Annotated in this window: 16 protein-coding genes and 1 pseudogene; 5 read left to right on the forward strand and 12 right to left on the reverse strand. The window is 58.0% G+C overall.

The features are described from left to right. Nucleotides 1-63: 63 nt before the first annotated feature. The 9 genes from ACO77H_RS14105 to ACO77H_RS14145 all read right to left on the reverse strand — a co-directional run bounded on the left by ACO77H_RS14105 (nucleotide 64) and on the right by ACO77H_RS14145 (nucleotide 11,045). Entirely contained in the window at nucleotides 64-1,338 is a 1,275-nt protein-coding gene (locus tag ACO77H_RS14105; RefSeq protein ID WP_432755718.1) for an FAD-dependent oxidoreductase, read from the reverse strand. A 295-nt stretch (nucleotides 1,339-1,633) separates the two neighbouring features. Further along, entirely contained in the window at nucleotides 1,634-2,737 is a 1,104-nt protein-coding gene (locus ACO77H_RS14110) for a Glu/Leu/Phe/Val dehydrogenase (protein ID WP_169951521.1), read from the reverse strand. A 2-nt stretch (nucleotides 2,738-2,739) separates the two neighbouring features. Continuing rightward, nucleotides 2,740-5,634: a type I polyketide synthase gene (locus tag ACO77H_RS14115; protein ID WP_432755719.1), complete on the reverse strand. Its 2,895-nt coding sequence runs from the start codon at nucleotides 5,632-5,634 to the stop codon at nucleotides 2,740-2,742. 13 nt (nucleotides 5,635-5,647) lie between these two features. After that, entirely contained in the window at nucleotides 5,648-6,223 is a 576-nt protein-coding gene (locus ACO77H_RS14120; RefSeq protein ID WP_169951525.1) for an allene oxide cyclase barrel-like domain-containing protein, read from the reverse strand. 4 nt (nucleotides 6,224-6,227) lie between these two features. Beyond that, nucleotides 6,228-7,256 (reverse strand): pyridoxal-phosphate dependent enzyme, encoded by a 1,029-nt coding sequence (locus tag ACO77H_RS14125; protein ID WP_169951527.1) that lies wholly within the window; start codon nucleotides 7,254-7,256, stop codon nucleotides 6,228-6,230. 43 nt (nucleotides 7,257-7,299) lie between these two features. Further along, nucleotides 7,300-8,055, reverse strand: a complete 756-nt coding sequence (locus tag ACO77H_RS14130; RefSeq protein ID WP_170041444.1) for a thioesterase II family protein — start codon at nucleotides 8,053-8,055, stop codon at nucleotides 7,300-7,302. Then, complete coding sequence (locus tag ACO77H_RS14135) at nucleotides 8,052-9,674, reverse strand: AMP-binding protein (RefSeq protein ID WP_432755720.1); 1,623 nt, start codon at nucleotides 9,672-9,674, stop codon at nucleotides 8,052-8,054. The genes ACO77H_RS14130 and ACO77H_RS14135 overlap by 4 nt, the downstream gene beginning before the upstream one ends. Then, nucleotides 9,671-9,934 (reverse strand): hypothetical protein, encoded by a 264-nt coding sequence (locus ACO77H_RS14140; RefSeq protein ID WP_170041442.1) that lies wholly within the window; start codon nucleotides 9,932-9,934, stop codon nucleotides 9,671-9,673. The genes ACO77H_RS14135 and ACO77H_RS14140 overlap by 4 nt, the downstream gene beginning before the upstream one ends. Nucleotides 9,935-10,412: 478 nt before the next feature. After that, complete coding sequence (locus ACO77H_RS14145) at nucleotides 10,413-11,045, reverse strand: TetR/AcrR family transcriptional regulator (RefSeq protein ID WP_169951535.1); 633 nt, start codon at nucleotides 11,043-11,045, stop codon at nucleotides 10,413-10,415. Nucleotides 11,046-11,234: 189 nt separating this feature from the next. On the opposite strand from ACO77H_RS14145, the gene ACO77H_RS14150 reads away from it, so the two are divergent. Then, nucleotides 11,235-12,719: a DHA2 family efflux MFS transporter permease subunit gene (locus tag ACO77H_RS14150; RefSeq protein WP_432755721.1), complete on the forward strand. Its 1,485-nt coding sequence runs from the start codon at nucleotides 11,235-11,237 to the stop codon at nucleotides 12,717-12,719. A gap of 181 nt (nucleotides 12,720-12,900) precedes the next feature. On the opposite strand, the pseudogene ACO77H_RS14155 reads toward ACO77H_RS14150, so the two are convergent. Together ACO77H_RS14155 and ACO77H_RS14160 are read right to left on the reverse strand one after the other, a co-directional pair. Continuing rightward, nucleotides 12,901-13,578 (reverse strand): annotated as a pseudogene (locus ACO77H_RS14155) (tyrosine-type recombinase/integrase); the annotation flags it as partial. A 211-nt stretch (nucleotides 13,579-13,789) separates the two neighbouring features. Then, nucleotides 13,790-14,704 carry a LysR family transcriptional regulator gene (locus ACO77H_RS14160; RefSeq protein WP_262376887.1) on the reverse strand — a complete coding sequence of 305 codons (915 nt, stop codon included), beginning with the start codon at nucleotides 14,702-14,704 and terminating at the stop codon, nucleotides 13,790-13,792. 247 nt (nucleotides 14,705-14,951) lie between these two features. Between ACO77H_RS14160 and ACO77H_RS14165 the strand changes: the two genes are divergently transcribed. The 4 genes from ACO77H_RS14165 to pgm all read left to right on the forward strand — a co-directional run bounded on the left by ACO77H_RS14165 (nucleotide 14,952) and on the right by pgm (nucleotide 21,263). Next, nucleotides 14,952-15,974 (forward strand): zinc-dependent alcohol dehydrogenase family protein, encoded by a 1,023-nt coding sequence (locus tag ACO77H_RS14165; protein ID WP_169951539.1) that lies wholly within the window; start codon nucleotides 14,952-14,954, stop codon nucleotides 15,972-15,974. A 689-nt stretch (nucleotides 15,975-16,663) separates the two neighbouring features. Continuing rightward, on the forward strand, nucleotides 16,664-18,073 hold the full coding sequence (locus ACO77H_RS14170) for a hypothetical protein (protein ID WP_262381361.1): 1,410 nt from the start codon (nucleotides 16,664-16,666) through the stop codon (nucleotides 18,071-18,073). Nucleotides 18,074-18,101: 28 nt separating this feature from the next. Next, nucleotides 18,102-19,502, forward strand: coding sequence for a PLP-dependent aminotransferase family protein (locus ACO77H_RS14175; protein ID WP_170041439.1), 1,401 nt, complete (start codon nucleotides 18,102-18,104; stop codon nucleotides 19,500-19,502). A gap of 114 nt (nucleotides 19,503-19,616) precedes the next feature. Beyond that, the gene (gene pgm, locus ACO77H_RS14180) at nucleotides 19,617-21,263 is read left to right on the forward strand and encodes a phosphoglucomutase (alpha-D-glucose-1,6-bisphosphate-dependent) (protein ID WP_432755722.1); all 1,647 of its coding nucleotides are present in this window, start codon (nucleotides 19,617-19,619) and stop codon (nucleotides 21,261-21,263) included. Between the two features lie 130 nt (nucleotides 21,264-21,393). Here the strand turns inward: pgm and ACO77H_RS14185 are convergent, their stop codons facing one another. Next, nucleotides 21,394-22,089, reverse strand: coding sequence for a pirin family protein (locus tag ACO77H_RS14185; protein WP_432755723.1), 696 nt, complete (start codon nucleotides 22,087-22,089; stop codon nucleotides 21,394-21,396). Nucleotides 22,090-22,133 lie beyond the last annotated feature (44 nt).

A 22,133-nucleotide genomic window follows, 5' to 3' on the forward strand; every position in this document is an offset into this window, starting at 1 on the left:
ACGATGCGCAGACGAAAGGGAGAGCACCAACCGCGCTTCGTAATGGGCCCCGTTTTAGCGCTGTTACGTTGAAGGTTCGAACAGCCCATCACGAGTGGACGAGAATATATCCAGGTCGTGCTGATACCGGGTGTGCCCATCGACAGCCAGTTCAACCAATATACGTCCAAACAATGGCGCGTATTTGAAGGCTCGGCCTGACTCCATAACGCACATCGAGGCGCCGGCATGGAATGACTGCTGGCCGGGTGCCGTCGGGATACGCCCGATCACCAGCTTGCCGTCCGGGCTCATCGAGTAAAGGCACGTCCCCGCATGCTGGTATTGAGTGGCGTCGACGGCATTGGGGGCAATCAGTTGATCCAGGTGCGCAACGAGTTCCTCCATCAATCTTGGGTTCACGCCCGGTTGAATTGCTGACGGCGCATCGTAAGTGTCGTAGGTGTAGTCGGCGCTCATTTTTACCATGTTGTGCCGGTCTGGCGAGAAGTCCAGGGGTGGGAAGCCGTAAAACGTACCTTGGTCGCTTGCATCGATATTCCCGAACTCAAACCAGATAGGAATCTTCGGAGGGTTTTCCTTGAGTGGCCAATAGGCGTAACTCATCTTCCAGATCTTCCAGCCGGGCGCTTGCTTGAGACCAAAGCCCTTCAACACCGAATCTGCCCATACTCCCGGGCAAGTGATCAAATGTTTTCCGTGGACGGTCACGGAGCGACCATCAGCCTCAGTCAGCAGCGTATAGCCAGCCTGGTCCTTAAGAGGGGCGACCTGGATCACGGCATGCTTATCCAATACGTGCAGGAGGTCCGTCTGCCGGGCGGCGAATAGAAAAGTCCTGGCCGCTTCCTGCACGTTGATGGACGCGCTTGCCGCTTGCACCAGGCCTACGTAGTCGTCAGGCATGGCTGCCAGATTGAACATCGGAAATCTTTTGTGAATAGCGGCGGGGGAGTCCAGGTATTCGTAGGGCATGCCCATGCTATCCATGGTGTGTTTGATGTGTTGCACGTTACCTTCGGTAGTCATCGGCGCATCCCGATGGCCAAAGAAGATAAGGTCGTCCGAAGCAAGCAGGGTTTTTCCGCTCGCGCGCTGCAGTTCTGTCCATATTGCAAGTGACGCTTCGGCCAGCCGGGCTTCGGACTCGTTGTCTTGCATCAAGCGGAACATTCGCTCCAGGCCTTTGGAACTATTGGTGTCGTTGCCTATTCCGTACTGATCGACAACCAATGTTTTTAATCCTCTGGCTGTCGCATAGTAAGCGCTGGCGAGACCGAGTATTCCTCCGCCGATGATTAATACATCGTAGTGTGTCTCTGGCGTATTGGGGGACATCGTATCTTCCTGATAATTAGAGTGGGCGACAAAAAACGTCACTGCAATTAGTTATATTTTGGGGTTCGTCAGGTAATCGAGCGGCGTTATACGCGCGTGGGTCGTAGTGACTCGGTTGTAATGGAAGTCCCGGTTACTGCGTGACGCGTCAAGCAAATTAAATACGTTGGAAGAATGGCTCTTCCAGATAAGTTGGGTATGTGCGAGATCTTTAAAGTTTAAATGCTTGTGATGGGCCAGCGGTGCCGCCAGTTATAACAAACCCACAGCTATCCCCTTCATTGTCCTCTTATGTCTAAACCGCGAAGCTGCGCGCGTCTATATCAGCGTGGATAGACGGATCGTGCCGTTGGGATACGTCGAGGTCTACATTATTTCCGGCATGAAAATAGGTTCGCGATAACAGTGTGGGAATATTGCATCCCAGCAGTTCTGCCCGTTTGATCAACTCGCCGGTCTTAGTACCGATCAATGCCCCTGTATAGTTGTTTGCCTGATCCTGTGTCATCGCACGAAAAACATCAGGGAACGATCGCTCGATGCTGTCACAGATAACCGCTCCGGCGTTGCTTACATAATCAGGAACATAACCAACCCCACGCGCCAGAAGCCTCGCTTCTGCTTGAGTACTGTCAAACGGTGTGTTGGAGCTACTGATAACCCAGCGCGCGCGTATACGTTCAACCGTGGGCAGATCAAGGATTCTAGAGAGGGACGCAATGCACAGTACATCCGGGGCGCTTGACCAGAAATCCTCCTCGCTCAACATGCACAGGCCGGCCGGAATATCGCTAATGGGCTTTACGTCGAAGCCGATCACGTTGTACCCATGGGCGAGACATTGCCTGGCAACTTCAAAGCCCACCTTGCCCATGCCGTGAATGGCTACAAGAGGCGTTCCGTTGATTCTCGGTGAGCACTTCAGTACCGCCTTCAGGGCACTCCAGACACCAAATCCGGTGGCAATTGACGTGCTGATCTGAGGGCTGTCCATGGCATCCAGAATCCACGGGGTGGATTTTCTCAGGTACGTCATATGCGCACTGCTTGTATTGATGTCACACCCTGTGTACATCGAGCCGGCATAGCGGTTCAGGGTTTCTCCGATGGCATCGAATACGTGTGGGGCCTCATCAGGTAGCGCACTGCTATTTACGACGATTTTCCCGCCGCTGAAGCCGGTTCGATAAAAACCATGTTTCAGATCCATCGCACTTGCCAACATGATTGCTTCATCTTTTTGATGTGACAGTGTTTTATATCGACTCCAACGGATACCTCCATTGCTGGGCATCGCATGCCGGTGGGGCGAGCAGGCGATGGTGAATGAACTCTGACTGTCTACCACTACAGTTTCGACTTCATAGACACCGAACGTTGGATGAGTGATGGTTGCCATGACTATGCGTTCCCTTCTTTAGAATGAATGTGAATGCTGTTAGCGGCGCCGGCATCCGTCAGGCATGTACATAGGCCCGACGGTGTGGGATCAGCCAGGAAGTCAGATACGTTCAACACGACCCCGAGTTCGGAGTCTGCAAATGCAATCAGTTGGAACGCCGCCAAGGAATCCCCGCCATCGTCACTGAACAACTGATACTGGCTGGATGGAGGCGTCCCGGTGACCTTCTCCCAAAGTGCGGCAGCGGCCTGTGCAACGCTGTTGTACCTTCGCGACTCAGGCTGCTGTGCGGGTTCGGCCGTAAGAGGTGTGCTGCCCTGCGTCTCAAGCGTCACGCCGTGACGTTGTCGGTCGAAGGGGTAGGGCGTTAACGGGATGGTTCTGGCTGGCAGGTTCCACGACGGGCGCCAGTCAATGTCCACACCGGCCATCCAGATTTTCTGAAGCGCGGTATGCCACACCTCATGCTCTGGCGATTTGTCTCGCTCGCCACGCATCGTGCGAATCGCGGTGTCTCGCGGCCGCAGTGCCATTGTCAAGGCCGTCAAGGTCGTGCCGGGGCCCACTTCGACAAATAGCGTCCCTTCACGAACCGCAATGGTGGTAAGCGCCTCCAGGTATCTCACCGGCTCACGCGCGTGCCGCGCCCAGTAGGCTCCGTCGAGGCGGTCTGACGAGTCGAATGCTGTGCCGTGCAGGGTCGAGTGGAAGCGAATATCCGAAGGCGCCGCCTTGGCGGTCGGCGCGGCGGCTGCCAGTTCGTCCAGGATGGGGGCCATCATGGACGAGTGAAACCCATGGGATACCGTCAAACCACGGCAACGTATGCCGAGGCTGGTCAATGAGCGCTGTATGCGCTCGATCGCGGCCTTGGTACCGGAGAGAACGCAGGCCTCTGTGGCGTTGACGGCGGCTAGCGAAACGTCGTCCGCGAGCCAATCCCGGCAGGCTTGCTCACTCATGGAGACGGCGAGCATGGAGCCAGCTGGCAATTCAGACATCAACCTGCCCCGTCGAGCAGCGAACAGCAGTGCTTCTTCGGCGGTCAGCATTCCGGCGATGCAGGCGCCTGCTATTTCGCCCACGCTGTGACCGACGATTGCGTCAGGTACGACGCCGTGCCGAATGAGGAACCGGGCCATCGCGATTTGAACTGCAACGAGCGCGGGCTGTGCCGTCGCGGTATCGGTCAGGGCGGTGTCAGCATTTCCATCCAGCAGGAAGGAGACATCGACATCCGCTTGTTCTCGCAGCAGACGTACCAAGGCATGAAGATCACTTGCGAAATGTCGGTTCGACTTGGCCAGGCCGGTGGCCATGCCGAGGAACTGACTGCCCTGGCCCGGGAACTGGAAAACGATGTCCGGCTTGCGGCGGCCGGTATCGCGTACCGGGTCAGCGACCTGCAGTGCGCCGTCCTTGTCCGCACACAAGGTTGCGCGATACCTGAGCGCTCGACGCGTGGTTTGGGCGCTCCACGCCGTGCGGTCCGCGGGGAGCCCGGCGAGTTCTGCGCGGTAGGCCCGTATCAACCTGTGGCAGGCAGCCTCGCTTTGCCCGGTTACGGGAATGACTGAAGGAAAATCGGTCGCGGCGGTCGTCGTCTCATCGAGAGCTTGTGGCGAACGCGCCAGCACTATGTGCGCATTTGTCCCGCCGATTCCAAAAGCACTGACCCCAATGGCGCTGCGACTATCCGTCGTATGCCACGGCTCAGCGATTGCGGGAAAATAAAACGGGCTGGCATCCAATGCTATCGAAGGGTTTACCTCGTCCATGTGGATCTGTGGCGCTATGAAACCATGCTGGATCTGGAGCACGGCCTTGATCAGCCCTGCCATGCCCGCGCATGTTTCCAGGTGCCCTACGTTGGCCTTCACTGAGCCAAGTGCGCAGGAGTTGTGTCCTTTCCCGGGCATTGCAAACAGGTCGTTCAATGCGTTGAACTCAATGGGATCACCGGCAATTGTCCCGGTCCCGTGCGCCTCCATCGCCCGCATGTCCATGGGCGTGAGATGGGCATCGAGCATGGCCGCGCTGATCACGCGTCGTTGTCCGTCGACGCTGGTGGTGGTGAAACCCACCTTGCGGGCGCCATCGTTGTTGACGGCGCAGCCTTTGATTACGGCTAACACGCGTTGCCCCTCAGCGAGCGCCAGGGATAACGGTTTCAGAACCACTAGCGCGACACCGCTGCCAAACACCGTCCCTGTCGCTTTGCTGGAGAAAGGCATGCAGTGGCCATTCTGTGCGTAGATCATGCCTCGCTGAGTCCGGTAAGGTGCACGTTGCGGAAACCGCAACGTGCATCCACCGGCCAGCGCTACTCGACATCGCCCTGCGCGTAAGGCCTCGACGGCCTCTGCGACGGCGACGAGCGATGTAGCGCAGGCTGCCTGCACACCGAGTACCGGCCCCTCTATGCCCAGGTGCCACGCCGCCCGCGTGACCAAGTAGTCCTTATCATTGGTAATTTGCAGCTCGAACCCTGACGGCTGGAATTTTTCCATGAGGTCGGACGCTTGCAAGTGGCCAAGGTAGGCTGAGCTACTGCAGCCGGCAAACAAACCGGTGTCGGGCATTTGCCCGGGCTTGATACCGCTATGCTCGAGCGCATGCCACGCGCACTCGAGGAATAGTCGGTGCTGAGGGTCCATCAAGGCTGCATCACGATGACCCACGCCAAAAAACGTGGCATCGAATGACAGTACGTTGTCATTCAACGGTGCGGCAAATGGCATGGTCTGCGCATCGGTAGGGGTATCACCGAGTTCGATTACCGACTCGACGCCGTTCACCAGGTTGTGCCAGTACTGCTCAAGGGTGTTGGCGCCAGGAAACCTGCAAGCCATACCAATGACTGCAATGTCGCGGTCCACGTGCTGATCGTACATGCGACCTCCGAATTCAATCAGTCGTGTATCCGCGGCGTACCCGGCCCTGAATCGCTTCGTCGGCCGCTTCGATCGGAATCAGCAATACAAAGGCCCGATAGCGCTCGCGCGGGACCTCTTGATACAGTTGCCGTACCCCAATCATCCCGGTCACCTCACCGGTGACACCGGTGGCAAACAATGATTGCCATCGCCCTTGCCAAATGGCGGATGAATTCCAGACCCCCGCTGTCTCGATTCTGCCCAAGCGTGTATCTGCGGTTTCCCGATAATAGGAGATCACGTCTTTATCCAGGCTTGCGATCTTCCAACCTTCGCCGCTGATGGTGCCGATTTCGACGCCGTCATCCCCGATCCATCGATCAATATGCGAGTTGACATCGCCCACAGTGGGCCTGTCGTCAGCCTGTGCCTTGAACTGAATATCGCTGAGTTCAAGCAGTGGCAGCATGACGAAGCGATCGGTGCCTATGCGCTCTGCAACAATCTGCCGGGCTTTGTTGAGCCCGTCGGGAAGGTCCAACTGAGCTCTGGCCAGATCGGCCAGGCTCACCAGATTTGACATCATGTCTTGTTCATTAATGGGCATAGCATTAGCTCCTTGTCGTTTGACGCTCGTTATCGAGCAACTGCCGGCCCCGCTCGCGGTCGGCGTCGCTGCCGGCGTCGGGGAAGATGGTGACTACACTGGCCTCCTTGTCGAGTTCAGAGGCGACGTTACACGCGACGATCCAGTTGGCCGCGGCCGAACCGCCAATTGGGATGCCGGTTTCCTCGAAGAACCGGAACATGGCTTTGAGAGACTCCTCGTGTGAGACGGTCTGGAACGGCACTTCGTAGGGAATCAACGAGACAAACGGTTGCCGGAACCCGAAACCAAATCCTCCTGCGCCTGCGAATCTGGCAGTTCGGTTTGGAGGTTCCATCGTGCCAAATGGCAGTTCGCGAGGCGTGCACCCGACGACGCGCAGGTCCTGGTTTTGCTGCGCCAGCGCTGCGTATACGCCGGCAAGCGTACCTCCAGTGCCGATGGCTGCTACCCAGGCATCGGGGCGTCGGCCGTCGAGCTGACGGCAGATCTCGGCGCCGGTGTGATACTGATGCACCGATGTGTTTACCAAGTTCAGATGCTGGGATAGCAAGGTCCAGCCTGGCTCCGTGCAGGCGATCTGCTGGCTGCGGGCGATGATGCCAAGCAGAAAATGGCTGCTGTCCACCTTCGTGACAATCGCGTTGCTATCGCTCAAGGATTGAAGCAATACCTCTGGCGCTGAGTCGGGTATCACCACGTGCACGGGCAGGCCGCATAGATGCCCCAAATGAGCTAAAGCCTTGGCCATGTTGCCACCCGACGAATCAAGAAGCTTGAGCGGGCCCTGATCAAAGTCGTGAGCATTGATCGCATCACAGAACAAGCCGAAGGCCACGCGATCCTTGATCGACCCGGAAGGGTTCTTCGACTCCAGCTTGGCGAAGATTCGACCTCCGTTCTGTGGCCCCGGCACTTCCACGAGCGGGGTGTTTCCCAGCGACGCACTGAAGTCCCTGAGTTGGGGAAACATATCCAGCGCTTTGGCAGGGCTGGGAGCTGCTGATTGAGCATTGAAAAGGTCGAAATCCATGACAAATTTCCCATTACGCGTTTGGATTGAATGAACGTAGAGGTCACGCCGTACGAGAGGGGCCCAGGATGGTGTCCACTACCAACGGCTCATTGCCGAGAAAGTAGAAGTGCCCGCCTGGAAAAACCTCTAGCACTGGATGTTTGGGCAGCAATTGAGACCACTCGAAGAACTGCTTTCTGTCGATCAACGGATCGTTGTCGCCCGCGAATAGGCGGGTCGTGGGTAAGTCACCCACCGGCAACTTCGCAAGCTTTTGAAGAAGCGCCAGGTCTTGACGAACAGCTGAAGCAACAACCGTCTGAGCGGTGTCAGCGGAGGTGCTCAACTCGGGCACTTCGCCAAGCCCCATCGCACGCTCTGCAAGCTGGTCGACATCCTGCTGTGATTGAAGGATTGTCTGCAGCGACACCGGTGCCATCTGAGACGACAGGATGAGTTGAGCCACCCTGAATCTCGACGATGCCAGGGAAGACGCTATATGCAGTGCGAGCAAGGCGCCCATGCTGTGCCCAAAGAGTGTGGTGGGCGCGATGCCAAGAAGACTGGCCAACCCCCTCATGCAGCGTTGGATAGCTGCGTGTGGGTCGCTCCAGTTCACTGTCGCGTTGCTCGTGCCTGGTTGAGGGTATTGCATTATTACGAGGTCCACGTCCGCAGGCAGGTGGTCTCGCCACGCTCTATAGAACTCGGAACTACCGCCAGCGTGAGGGAACACAACCAGTTGATGTCGCACAGGCACTGAGGCCGCGAAGCTAAATCTAATGGCACCTTCGGCCTGGGCTTGTATGAGCTTCATAGCTCACCCGACCCGGATGCTTGTGCTTCGCTTTGGCGCTCGCCGTAGATTTGAGCGCGTAGAGACGCGCGGTCAATTTTGCCGATGCCTTTGCGCGGAATCGCCTCTATCAGGACTAGCCTCTCCGGCAGTTTGAATTGCGCTATACCAACAATCTCCAGGTGCCGTCGGACTTCGGATAACGAAAGCTGTTCTCCTTCGTGCACTACGGCAAACAGGCAAGGCACTTCGCCGAAGCGCTGGTCGGATATACCCACCACCGCGACGTCCTGGATCTTCGCGTGCTGTTTAGTAAGCGCTTCAATCTCTTCCGGGCTGAATTTTTCTCCACCGCGATTGATAGAGTCGGTCAGTCGCCCATCGATATAGACGTTGCCCGCCGAATCAAGGTGGGCCATGTCGCCGGTTCGGTAATACCCGTCTTGCGTGAAGGCGCGGGAAGTCGCCAGCGGATTGTTGAAATACGAAGATATGGTGTAGGGGCCGCGGGTGATTAATTCACCTGATTGGCCAGGCGGGACCGGCGTGCCGTCGCTGTCCACAATCAGGACCTCATCTTGCTCGGACAACGGGCGGCCCTGTGAGTTGAATCGGACGCTGTCCGAATCAGTCCCGCGGGTGAAGCAAAGAAGCCCTTCGCTCATCCCGTAGCACTGCTGGATACGCATCCCTAACCTTGATTCAGCAAGGGCTGCGAGATCAGCAGGCAGGCGCGACCCACCGACTTGAATGTGCCTTAATGTCTGAGGTGCAATCCCTTGCTGATTCACTCGATCAAGCCACTGGGCCAGTAATGCTGGAACCAGCGTCGAATGTGTTACTTCATGGTTTGTGATCAGTCTCAAAGCCGTTTGCGCGGACGTGTCCGGGGACAGAACCACGGTTCCCCCGCAAAGGAGGGTGCCGAGAATGCCTGGGCAGTTGATGACAAAACCGTGAGATATGGGCAGCACCGCCAGATAGGAGGAGGAGTGACTGAGTTCGAATACCCGGCAAGCTTCAGCGATCATGTAGCTGTAGCCTGCGTTTTTTCTAGCGATGGGCTTCGGGAGTCCTGTCGTCCCGCTCGACAGCAGCATCATCGCTGTATCTTCTGCACCCATCTGTGTCGCGCGCAGTTCATGCGCTGACGCGTTGTCACATGACGCTGAGCAGAATTCCCTGAGCGCTAGCCAGTCTGAATTGTCGCCGTTGTCAGGCTCATCAATAAGACCCAGCACCACGTCCAAACCTTCTTCACGACTGACAGTGCTGGCCACACCCACTGCGCTGAAGCGACGGTTACCTTTGGTCATGGCCATGACACGAGGCTTGACCATTTTCAGGACGTGGCGCAATTCTTGTTCGCGATAGGCGGGAAGGAGTGGCACTGGAGCCGCGCCGGTTATCAGCGTCGCAAGCATCAAGATGACAGCATCGGCGCAGTTGGGTAACTGAAACGCGACATGATCGCCTTTCGAGATGCTTAGGGCTCGCAGCCGTGCGGCTGTAGAGGCAACTCGCGACTTCAATTGCGCATAGGAAACAATTTCGTCATCGGCAATTAAAGCAGGTGCATCTCCGCCCTTGTTTAGGACCACGGCCAACTGTTCGTTCAGTGATGCAGGATGAGGAGTCATTTCGTACCCCCGGCACGAGGGCCGTCAGTTGCGTGTGCTGACTCGATCAGTCGCTCAAGCTCTCGCAAGGTATGGTCATGCGTATCCCAAAGCGAAAATCCGCCACATCCCAACTGCTCCAGCATCAGTTGTAGCTCCAGCGTTTCCGCCGAGCTCAGGCCCAGATCAGTGCGCAGCCTCCAGTCACCGGCGGCTGACGCGAGCAGCTCGGGCGGTAACCCTATTTCCTTCAGCAGCACAATTACCTGTGTCGACGTCATTCCTTGAACTCCAGATTAATCCTTAATGAGAATTATTAACTCATGACTGCCGGTCAGTCAACAAGGCGTTTATGAGTTTTTTTGGGTCGCAGGAAATGAAGGGGGCAACACAGGATCCGCGGCTTTTGTGAGTTCTACCGAAGAAGGCGAAGTGGTACGCAGGCAAGTGCTGCGCCTTGAGCCTGGGACGAGCGTTAATGTAGGTCGCGATTACAGCGAATCGGCGAGGACTGGAGTTAACGCGGATCGCTGCAACGCCCGACGGGCACGAGAACAACGAATTGACGCTGGATATGGGGGCGGACGCAGCGACGAACCTGAATCGCCTGGGCGGAAAAACGCCACTGACGCCGATAAAAGGATCACGTAACGTTCCGCAAGGTCAGGGAAGAGGCGGCACCGGGGTTAAAGCGGAGTCGATAGGTGCCGCTTTGGAGATAACGCTTGCCACTGATTTTCAACATCAGCGGCCGGGCTTTCAGTTGGACTCCTCAGCCACGTTAATCAGGCGAAGGCACACGGAGGTAACATCACGAGCAAATTGCTCACAATCGGTGCCCTCATTAGCGATCGCATCATCGGTGACCCCATGCACGCCGGCATAGATTATCAAGGCCGTGATTCGGGGCTGATCAAATCGCCAGGTGCCTGCTTCATTGCCTCCCAGCAGAATGTCTTGCAACTGTTCCAGGATGGCATTTTTTTCTTGATTGCTACGATTGTGGTGATGGTGGTTTGTGTAAACGATGTCGTGCGTTCTATACGTTTCGACATAGGCAATAACGTTTGTATGGATCCAGGTGCGCAGGCGCGCCAGCCAATCTCCGGGAGCGCACTTATCCACCTCTTCCTCAAGACGACGCAGGAACTGCGCGGTGTAACGTTGCCCCATCGCTTCAAGCAACTCATTTTTGGAAGAAAAGTAAATATAAAAAGTACCCTTCGCTACCTGCGCCAGTTCGGCGATCCCGTCAATGGTAGTGGCTTCGACGCCCTGCGCTAAAAACAGCGTTTCTGCGGCGGCCATCAGTTCATCGAGGCGTATGTGCGCAGGCTTGGTTCGCGGCGTTTTCGAGGTGGGTGGCTCGACTTGGCTTTTCTTATATTTCATCGCTGTTTGGGGCCCTGCGTAAAAGTTGACTGGCTAGGAGAGGAAGAGGCATCTGTACGAGCCTTTCAGCCCTGACTATCGGTCGGTCAATTGTATCTTGGCGACGGCATCAAGCGAAGTCTTCTTATTGACTGACTGTCAGTCAGTGGATAGGATCAAGGTAAGTTCCTTAACGTAAATTGGACTCCGATGCGCAAATATCGAATTCACGCCTTGGTCGCTGCCGCCTATCTCGGAACATTTCTCGCGACGCTGGACATCAGCATCGTCAACGTCGCACTGCCTACCCTTCAGACAGCGTTACAAACTGACTTGGCGGGTCTTCAATGGGTCGTCAACATCTACGCAGTCGCATTGTCCGCGGTGATGCTATCTGCCGGACCTCTTGGTGATCGCTATGGGCACAAACGGGTTTGGCTTGGTAGCGTTTTGCTCTTTGTGGTTGGATCGGTCATCTGCTCGCTAGCTAGCCAACTGCCGATGCTTTTGTGGGGGCGAGCTGTCCAAGGCGTTGCCGGCGCTATGCTTATACCGGGGGCAATGCCGATTCTGGCTCACGCATTCCCTGATCCCGGCCAACGGGCGCGGGCGATTGGCGGGTGGTCCGCTTTTAGCGCACTCGCGTTGATTTGCGGGCCGTTAGTGGGGGGGATATTGGTCGAGCGTGTCGGGTGGCAGAGCATTTTCCTGGTCAATGTCCCGCTTGGCATTCTGGCAACTGTGCTGGGTGCGTATGGTATTCCCGAGCGCAAGCATCTCGATCACGCGGCGTTCGATCCAGCAGGGCAGGCGCTTAGCATGCTATGGCTGGGGGCCCTCAGCTATGGCCTCATTGGAATCGGGGAACATGGCAGTTCGCCCGATAGGGTTTTAATCCCTTTGCTTACTGCCGCAGTGGGCTTCATCGCATTCGTATGGGTTGAGTTGCGCGTCGAACGGCCTCTGTTTCCGATCAAATTATTCCGTAGTCGCCCGCTGGTGCTGGCCAATCTGGCGTCGTTTATTCTCGGCTTCTCCAGTTACAGCAGCCTCTTCTTTTTGTCCCTTTTTCTCCAGCAAGTACAGGGGAGCAGCCCGGAGATTACTGGTTGGAAACTAATGCCGCAGTTCGTCATGATGGCACTGGCCTCCTTGTTTTTCGGGCGATTCGTGGCGCGGTTCTCGATGAAGTTCCTGATGGTCACAGGTTATGCGCTGATAGGTCTGGCCTTGTGCGCCATGGTCGTTTTCAATCCATGGACTCCCTATCTCGGGATTGGATTGATCCTTGCCGTACTGGGTTTTGGAACAGGGTTATCAGTACCCGCAACCGGCATGATGGTCATGGGCTGCGTCCCGCCTGAACGAGCCGGCATTGCATCCGCGACAATGAACGCCTTGAGGCAGACCGGAATGGCTTTGGGAATCGCTATTTTAGGTAGCACCATGAGTGTTTATGCGGTCAATAGGCTTACTGTTGAAATACAAGACAGTGGGCCAAGTCATGCAGCTAATTTGGCTCGGCGAGCGATAGTGGACCATGTTTTTCCGTCGACTCAGCCCTGGGTTGTCGATCTTTACAGGTCAGCGATGGCGGGTGGCTTTGGTCTCGTCATGATCTGCGCAGGCCTGGCATGCCTGGCGATATCAGGTCTGCTGTTTTTCTTTTTTACTCATAGGCCTGCGGATGCTTGAACTCGTGGAGCGGGGGGCTATTAGAAACGGAAACTTACGAACGCCCCTGCGCAAAACGCCAGAAAGCCGTGTGTTCAGTTAGTACCGGATCTGCCCTGCTGACTTTCGCGATAACGAGACTTATCTGATTAACCTGCACAGCTCCCGCGCCTCTTCAGATGTCTGTTAAGTCTTTCGGTAAGTAAACCGGTGAGACGAACACCCAGCCTTTGCCTTCTTCATCCACCACGCGAATTCTATGTAGCTCGCGTAACAGAACCAAGGCTTGCTCAGGCAACGGCACTATGTGTTTGCTCTTGTCCAGGTGTTTGGTCTTGCTCACCACATAACGCCAATCGGCGCCCACCCAGTCGACATCTACCCAGCGCATCTGAACCAGTTCGCCTGGGCGGACCGGTAACATGACCAGCAGGCGCATTGCGGTGGCAACGCTGCCGTCGTTGCAGTCATCAAGGCGTAGAAGAAACCTGCCTAGATCGGCCGGCCGTTCGATCGCCGGATTGCTGGTGACGACATGGCGGATCTTCAATTCCTCAATGTTGCTGAGCGCTACGTTGCGATCAATCCAGCCGCGCCCTTCAGCAAACCCCAGGACGGCGCGGATGATGGTGCGCACGCGCCGGGCCATCGCCAGTGTGCGCTGGCGGCGCAGCTCGGTAATGATCGTGGCGTGCGCCGCGGGCAATGTCGCGCGCCTCCTTGAGACCAATGTCGGGGTAAGCGCCGATGGAGAAGCGGTTTGCAGGCGATACTTCAATCGCCAAACCTTGGAAGGGGATTTGCCGACCTTGCTCGACGCCCTTACCTCCACGTAGAGCCCAGGGACTTCGCCATCGGCGTGTTTGCTGGGTTCGGTCAGCGAGCGGATCAAGGCATCGCTGAGTTTTCGTTTGAAAACAACCGCATTATCTGGGGCATCGGTGGGGGCATCCTTTTAAGGAACCGGAATTTGCCCCCAGTTATGCCCCTATGAGTCGTGGAATCCATCGGATTTAGACGGACGGAAGTAGACTTAAATTATCAATAACTCGTTGTTATAAAACGCTTTTGTGGAGTTTAGTGGAATTGCATTACAGGCTATCGGGGTCGCCAAAGAACATCTGAATCCGCGACCGCAACCACCGCTCCCCCGGATCATTATCCTGGGAGCCGCGCCACGCCATGTGCAGTTCAAAGCTGCGCACCGGCAACGGCGGGTCTTCGGCGCGCAGGCCGCCGGCGGCGGTCAGGGCTTCGGCGGTGTAGTCGGGGACGGTCGCCAGGATGTCGGTGCCGGCCAGTAGAGTGCCCAGGCCGTTGAATTGCGGGACCGCGAGCACCACATGGCGTTTGCGGTCAAGTTTCTCCAGCTCTTCATCAATAAACCCGCTGAGATCGCCGGCAAACGAGACCAGGGCGTGGGGGCGGGCGCAGAAGTCGTCCAGGCTCAGGGCGCCGGGTACGCTGTCGGCGCGCAGCAGTTTGGGCAGGCTGCGGCGCAGCAGTTTGCGCTTGGCGTTGGCCGGCAGGTCGGCGGTGTAGCTGACGCCAATGGAGATCTCCCCGGAGGCCAGCAGGCCCGGCATCAGGATGTAGTTGACGCGACGGATCACTAGCACGATGCCCGGCGCTTCGGCGCGCAGGCGCTTGAGCAGTGGCGGCAGCAGGGCGAACTCGACGTCGTCCGACAGGCCGATGCGAAACACTGCGGTGCTGGTGGCCGGGTCGAACTCGGCGGCGCGGCTGACGGCGGTGGAAATCGAATCCAGGGCCGGCGACAGCAGGGCGAAAATCTCCACGGCTCGGGCCGTGGGCTCCATGCTGCGCCCGGTCCGCACAAACAGCGGGTCATCGAACAGCCCGCGCAAGCGCGACAAGGCAGCGCTGATGGCCGGCTGGCCGAGGAACAATTTCTCGGCCGCGCGGGTCACACTGCGCTCGTGCATCAAGGTTTCGAATACGATCAACAGGTTCAGGTCGACACGACGCAGGTCGTTACGGTTCATCTTGTGTCCTGGCAGATTCAGCGAACTTGACGTGAACGGCCACATGATAACAATGGCCGGCGTGAATCTTACGGGGAAAGGCTGGTACTCTGCACCGGCTAATTCAGATTTCCTACGCTGCCTGGTGTTTTTTCCTAGGCGGTGGAATCAATGACAGACATGACGACTATTAATGGCGACCGGTGGCCTTGCCCCGAAAGCCCAGATAAAGTTCATGGCATTAGAGGTTACTTTGGCGAGGTTTGCGATGTCCCGCACGATCCGTTTTCACAAGTTTGGTCCGGCCGAGGTGCTCAAGTGCGAAGAGCATGAAGCCACGTTGCCCGCACCGGGCGAAGTGCAGGTGCGTGTCGAGGCGATTGGCATCAGTTGGTACGACATTCTCTGGCGCCAGAACCTGGCGTCGTCCCACGCCCGGCTGCCTTCCGGTCTTGGCCATGAAATGGCCGGCGTGGTCGTGGCGCTTGGCGAGGGCGTCGAGGACCTGGCGGTGGGCGACAAGGTCGCTAGCTTCCCGGCCGAAAGCCCCAATGATTACCCGGTATATGGCGAGTTGATTGTGCTGCCCCGTTCGGCCCTGACCCGTTACCCGGACGTGTTGAGCCCGGTGCAGGCCAGCGTGCATTACACGCCACTGTTGATTGCCTACTTTGCCTATATCGACCTGGCGCGGGCCAAGCCTGGGCAGTTCGCGCTGGTCACCGATGCCAGCCATTGTGCCGGGCCTTCGTTCGTGCAATTGGGCAAGGCCCTGGGGGTGCGGGTGATCGCGGCCACCAAATCACCGGACGAGCGCGAGTACCTGCTGTCCCTGGGCGCCGAAAAGGTCATCGTCACCGAAGAGCAGGACTTGCTGATGCAAATCAACAAGTTCACCGATGGGCGCGGCGTGGATGTGGTGTTCGACGGCCTGGGTGGCCCGCAGATGTCGCTGCTGGGCGATGTGCTCGCGCCACGTGGCAGCCTGGTGTTGTATGGCCTGCAAGGCGGCAACCAGACGCCATTCCCGGCCTGCGCCGCGTTCCAGAAGAACATCCAGTTCTTTGTGCACTGCATCGGCAACTTCACTGGCAAGCCGGAGCTGGGCATCGCCCAGGACCAGGCTGCGCTGCAACGGGCGCTACGTGAGATCAACCAATTGACTGCCGACGGGCTGCTGATACCTCTCAAGACCCGGGTATTTGCCTTCAGCGAATTTGTCGATGCACACCGCTATATGGACGAATGCCCATGTCGCGAGCGGGTGGCGTTGCAGGTTGAAGCCGTTTGATCTGTGGGAATGTTCGTAATCGGACATTCCGCCTACGCTGCCCATGGGGCAAATACGCCATTTGAAAGGACAGTACCTACGCCCTTGGCACCAGGACTGTCACCGTTTCCCCCCTGTAAAACCTGCCTTTTAAGCCGCCGCCGCCCTGAATCCCAGAGCCGCGGCATTTTGCGTGGGCCCCGCAACAAGTGCCAAGCTGTTGATCTGCACTGGTTTTTACGCTGAGTCTGTATCTTTTAATCATCAAGCAAGCGCTGATAATTGCCCGGTCACTTTCATCTCAAGGACTGAGCAATGATTGCAGAAAACAAATCACAACAGCGGTTCGCTGTAACTAGTAAGTCGCCTTGTATGCCGGGCAAAGGATGTTGGTCGGTAGATAGAGTGCGAACTAAATCCGGTAGTTTCCCTGCGCTGTATATGTCAGACCATTCTTGATTGTCTGAGTTAAATTCCACTAGGAAGCTGTAAGACCGTTCCTAGGCTGGCCAACAGGCCGGTGTAGGGGCTTTCTTCAACAGCTGATGGCATCTTCGCAGGGATGTTCCGACTGGCGCTTTGTTGTGCGGTGCTAACATTTAGCTATCAGCCTTAGTCGCAACAGGCGCCAACTCCAAGCAAACCGCAGGACGGACAGGCACGCCTAACTGCTTGCCCGGAACTGACAGTTAACTTCAGGTAGTAAAGCTATGAGCGCTATTCACGAACAAGCCATGAATTATGTTTACCAGCAAGTATTGCAACGCTTACAGGGCTACTTCTCGCGAGCGGAGCGAACTGCACTTCAATTATTGATTCAGCGGTTGATTGTGGCGGCAGGCGGCATCGAACAGATCGGTGACTACAAAGTATTGGTCGCCCATGGGGGCGGCAGAGGCAGCAGTTATGCATTGGCCTTCCTGCGTGCCGCCCAATTGACCATCGCCGGCCGGGCTCCGAGGAGTTTCCAGTTGCGCGTCGCAACCCTGCGGCATACGGGAATGACGCAAGCCGCGCTGGACAGCATTCATCGTGGCTACAGCGCATTGTTTTTCCATGACGACCCCCGGGTCGAGCTGATGATGGTGGAAAACCAGGAGGTCTTGCCCTTCAACCACCTGCGTCCGGCTTCGACAACTGGGCAGGATATCGGCCGGCGCAATATGTTGATGGTCGGGCATAGGAGTTGCGGGGATATTCGCACTAGCCTGTGTAACGACGGCTACTTGTCCCTGGGGGATTTCTATCGGCGCATTACCGCCTGGGACGGTGGGGTACACGCCCTGGTCAGCAGTGATTCGCCGCGCAAGCAAAACCAATACCTGGCGTGGCTGGTCAAGACTACCCGCGCGGCGGGCATGAAAGGTCACTCTGGCCGGCCCCTGGCGCTCACCGCCCTGTTTACTCGCATGGACGATTGCAGCGTTGGCTATTACCGCGATGTGTATGGCGAGCACTATGCGGCACAGGATGCATCTTCCAAGGAAGTGCATCGCCACCTGGCCTACATCGGCGTCGCCGACCTGTTATGCACCGGGGAGCTGGACTGCACCGCATTGCTCAACGATTTCATGGGTTACAAGCAAGATGAGTTTGCCTTTCAGTTCAGCACCCCGGCCTACGCCAACCCATTGATGATGGCGCACATGCATGGCCTGCACGCCGAAGTGTTGCTGGGCATTGACTATCAGCAGGGTGTCAGGGGGTTTATCGAACAGGCCATCGGTTTTATGCGCCGCAAAAGAATCCCCGAACTGCTGATTGCCCAAGCCGGTACTCCGGACGGGCGCATGCTGGCGACGACCTATGCGCGTGAGTTTTTTGGCCTGGAAGAAAGCCAATTGGTCTGCCTGTTGTTTTCACCGTTTATCCAACAAGGCCAGCGGCTGGAAGCGTTCTTGCGCCGCTGCCACCCCGGCATGCTGGTGGCGCTGCCCGAACTGCACAAAGCCCTGGAGGGCAAGGCGTCGGCCGAATTGATCCAGCATTGGATCGTCGATACCAGCGGTTTGCCGCTGGCGTTGTTGCAGCATTTGTACCGCAACGATGTGGCGGCCAATGCCGCCTGCATCAACAGCGAGGAGCCGGTCACAGGGCCGCACGGCGTGCCAGGACGCTGAAGGTGGGTGTGCGACGGCAGAAAACGTCATGAGTGAGGACAAACAGGCAGACTTCGCCTATCAGGCCGTGTATCGCTACATGATCAACCTGATCAATGAAGTGGGCGGTGAGGCGAGGGTCAAGCTGCCGTCGTTGCGACACCTGGCCGAGCGTTTGAGCGTGTCGATTTCCACCATTCAATACGCTTATTCGCTGCTGGAAAAGGAGGGCAGGGTGTACTCGGTGGCCAAGTCCGGCTACTACGCCTTGCCCATTGCCAGCACCACCCCGTGCTGCACCGCCGGTGATTTGCTCGAGCGCCTGTATGCCGGGGCGCGCAGGCCGGGGATGTTGGTGCTCAGTGCCGATGAGCCGGCGCAACTGCTGTCCTTGGACGGCCCATTGCTGCAACTGGAGCGTGAGCTGGTGCGCCAGTACCCGCGCCAGTTGCAGCCCTATTCCCAGCCCTGTGGTATCTGGGAGCTGCGTGCGGCTTTGGCGGCGCGCTACACCCGTTCGCCTACACGATGCTGGCAAGCGGATGACGTCTATATCGGCGCTGACCTGCGGGGCGTGCTGGCCATCCTGATCGAAGTCCTGGCCCTCAAAGGGGCGGCGGTGCTGGTGGAGTCGCCGTGTGACTGGCTCGTGCTGCGGCTGCTGCAAGACGCCGAAGTGCGGGTGATCGAGTGGCCGTGCAACGAGCAGGGACGGCTGGACCTTGCGTATCTGGAGCAGCAGTTGCGTAGCGAGGGCGTGCAACTGGCATTGTTATCCTCGACCCCCGGCCTGGCCACCGGCAAAGCCTTGACCCTGGCCGAGCAGGCGCAACTGGCAGGGTTGCTGGAGCAACATGGCTGTTGGCTGCTGGAGAACGACATCCATGGCGGCTTGGAATTCGAGGCGTGCGCCGGCTACTTGCGGGACCTGGTGAATCCTGAGCGGTTGATGGTGTTTTCTACCTTCGAGAAACTCATGGGCCCGGAAGCGCCCTATGGTTACCTGCTGTCGCGGCACATGAGCACGCAATTGCAGCGCCAGTTCCTGTTGCGCGCGTTTCGTTTGTCGTCCATTCGCCAGCGGGCGATTGCCCGGCTGGACCACAATGGCCGCCTGGACCAGCACTTGCTGGAGCTGCGCGCACTGCTCAAGGAACACGCGGCAGCGATGCACAAGCGTCTGGAGCAGCATCTGGGCGAGCGCGTGACATACCGCCAGCCCCAGGCAGGCGCCACCTATTGGTTGCGCTCGACCGAGGCTGTGGATATGCGCCGGGTATTCCAGAACATGCTGGCGCGCCAGGTGGTGATCGCCCCTGGTGAGTTGTTCAGTGTCAGTGGCCTGTACCAGCAGCACTTTCGTTTGAGTCATGTGTTCAGCTCCCACCATAGCCTGGACCTGGTCCTGGAAGAGTTGGCGCGGGCACTCAAGCAGGGGCAGAATGGATGATTTGGTGTTGCGGGAAATATCCCTAATTATTGTGGGATAGATACCGTCGCATGGCGGTCGAACTCCCAGTAAACTGCATTCCTTTTCCGAATCCTTCTTTTCAGAGGTTTTTGCATGACTCTCAGTCCTTTTGCGGGCAAACCGGCACCGGCTCAATTGCTGGTGGACATCCCGCGACTGGTAACGGCCTATTACACCGGCCAGCCCGATGCAGCAATCTCCACTCAGCGCGTGGCATTTGGTACCTCCGGGCACCGTGGCAGCTCTTTTGACTTGAGCTTCAACGAATGGCACGTGCTCGCCATCAGTCAGGCCATTTGCCTGTACCGCGAGGCGCAAGGTATCAATGGCCCGCTGTTTGTCGGCCTCGACACCCATGCGCTGTCCACCCCGGCGGGCGCCAGTGCGCTGGAAGTACTGGCGGCCAACGGCGTGCATGTAATGCTCGCCGAGGGCGATGAATACACACCCACCCCGGCGATTTCTCACGCCATCATCTGCTACAACCGTGGCCGCACCAGCGGGCTGGCGGATGGCATTGTCATCACCCCGTCCCACAACCCGCCCCAGAGCGGCGGCTATAAGTACAACCCGCCCAACGGTGGCCCGGCCGATACCCATGTCACCAAGTGGATCGAGGCCAAGGCCAACGAGCTGCTGGCGGCCAAACTGGCCGGGGTCAAGCGCATTACCCACGCGCAGGCGTTGAAAGCCGACACCACCCACCGCCATGACTACCTCAACACCTACGTGGCCGACCTGATCAATGTGATCGACATGGACGCCATCCGCAGTGCCGATCTGCGCCTGGGCGTGGATCCGCTGGGCGGAGCCGGGGTGCGCTACTGGTCGGCCATCGCCGAGCACTACCGTTTGAACCTGGAAGTGGTGAACACCGAAGTCGACCCGACTTTCCGCTTCATGAGCGTGGATTGGGACGGCCAGATTCGCATGGACCCATCCTCCAGCTATGCGATGCAAGGCCTGATCGGCCTCAAGGACCGCTTCGACGTGGCATTTGCCTGCGACCCGGACCACGACCGTCACGGCATCGTTACCCCGTCGGGCGGGCTGTTGGCGCCGAACAACTACCTGGCCGTGTCCATCGACTACCTGTTCCAGAACCGTCCCCAGTGGCGTGCCGATGCTGCCGTTGGCAAGACCGTGGTCAGCAGTGGCTTGATCGACCGCGTGGCCGCGCGCATTGGCCGGCGCCTTTACGAAGTGCCGGTGGGCTTCAAGTGGTTTGCCGATGGCCTGTTCGAAGGCTCGCTGGGCTTTGGCGGCGAAGAAAGCGCGGGGGCTTCGTTTTTGCGCAAGGATGGCACTGTCTGGAGCACGGACAAGGATGGCTTGATCCCGGCCTTGCTGGCCGCGGAAATGACCTCGCGCAAAGGCCAGGACCCAAGCCAGATCTACCGTGGCCTGACCGACGCCCTGGGCGAACCCTTCGCCATTCGTGTGGATGCCAAGGCCACGCCGGCGCAGAAGGCGCTACTGGGCAAGCTGGCGCCGGCGCAGGTCACGTCCACGCAGTTGGCCGGGGAAAGCATCCAGCAGATCCTCAGCCATGCACCGGGTAACTACCAGGCGATTGGCGGGTTGAAAGTCATGACCGAAAACGGCTGGTTTGCCGCACGGCCATCGGGCACCGAGGATATCTACAAGATCTATGCCGAGAGCTTCATTGGCGAAGATCACCTCAAGCGCCTGGTGGAAGAGGCGCAGGTGTTGGTGGACGGCGCCATCACCCCGAACTGACACACAGTTGTAAAAAATGTGGGAGCGGGCTTGCCCGCGATGGCGGTGGATCAGTCAATGAATCGGTAACTGACCCAACGCCATCGCGGGCAAGCCCGCTCCCACAGTTTGTTTAGTGCCTGGCTTGGGATCAGGCCAGGTCCACCAGCACCACTTCGCTGTCTTCGAGCGCGGTCACTCGCAGCACGCGTTCATCCTCTACCGCAACGCCGTCCCGCGCCTGCGCTCGCAAGCCATTCACATCGATCACCCCAGTGGCCGGCACCAGATACGCGCGGCGTCCTGCATCCAGGTGATACTCGGCACTTTCCCCGGCCTTCAGGTTGGCCGCCACCAGGCGCGCGTCGGCACGGATCCGCAGGCTTTGATTGTCGCCGTGCTTGCCGCTGGCCAAGGTCACGAAGCCTTCGCGCTCGCCCTTGGGAAACGGCTTGGCACCCCAGGAAGGGGGCAAACCCGCTTCATTGGGAATGATCCAGATCTGGAAAATCTTGGTTGCCGTGGCTTCCAGGTTGTATTCACTGTGGGCTATCCCGGTGCCCGCGCTCATTACCTGTACGTCGCCAGCCTCGGTGCGGCCTTTGTTGCCCAGGTTGTCCGCGTGGCTGATGGCACCTTCACGTACATAGGTGATGATTTCCATATCCCGGTGCGGATGCTGGGGGAAACCGGTACCGGGCGCGATGATGTCGTCGTTCCACACCCGCAGGTTGCCCCAGTGCATACGCTCAGGGTCATGGTACTCAGCGAATGAAAAGTGGTGATGGGCATCCAGCCAACCGTGATTGGCACCGCCCAGGGAGGTAAAAGGTCGAAGTTCAAGCATGATCGTCTCCTGTTGATGGGCCTATCTTCTATCAGGGCATCATC

Origin of the sequence: Pseudomonas sp. WMBT8, assembly GCF_050916005.1 — a bacterium.
Taxonomy (GTDB): domain Bacteria; phylum Pseudomonadota; class Gammaproteobacteria; order Pseudomonadales; family Pseudomonadaceae; genus Aquipseudomonas.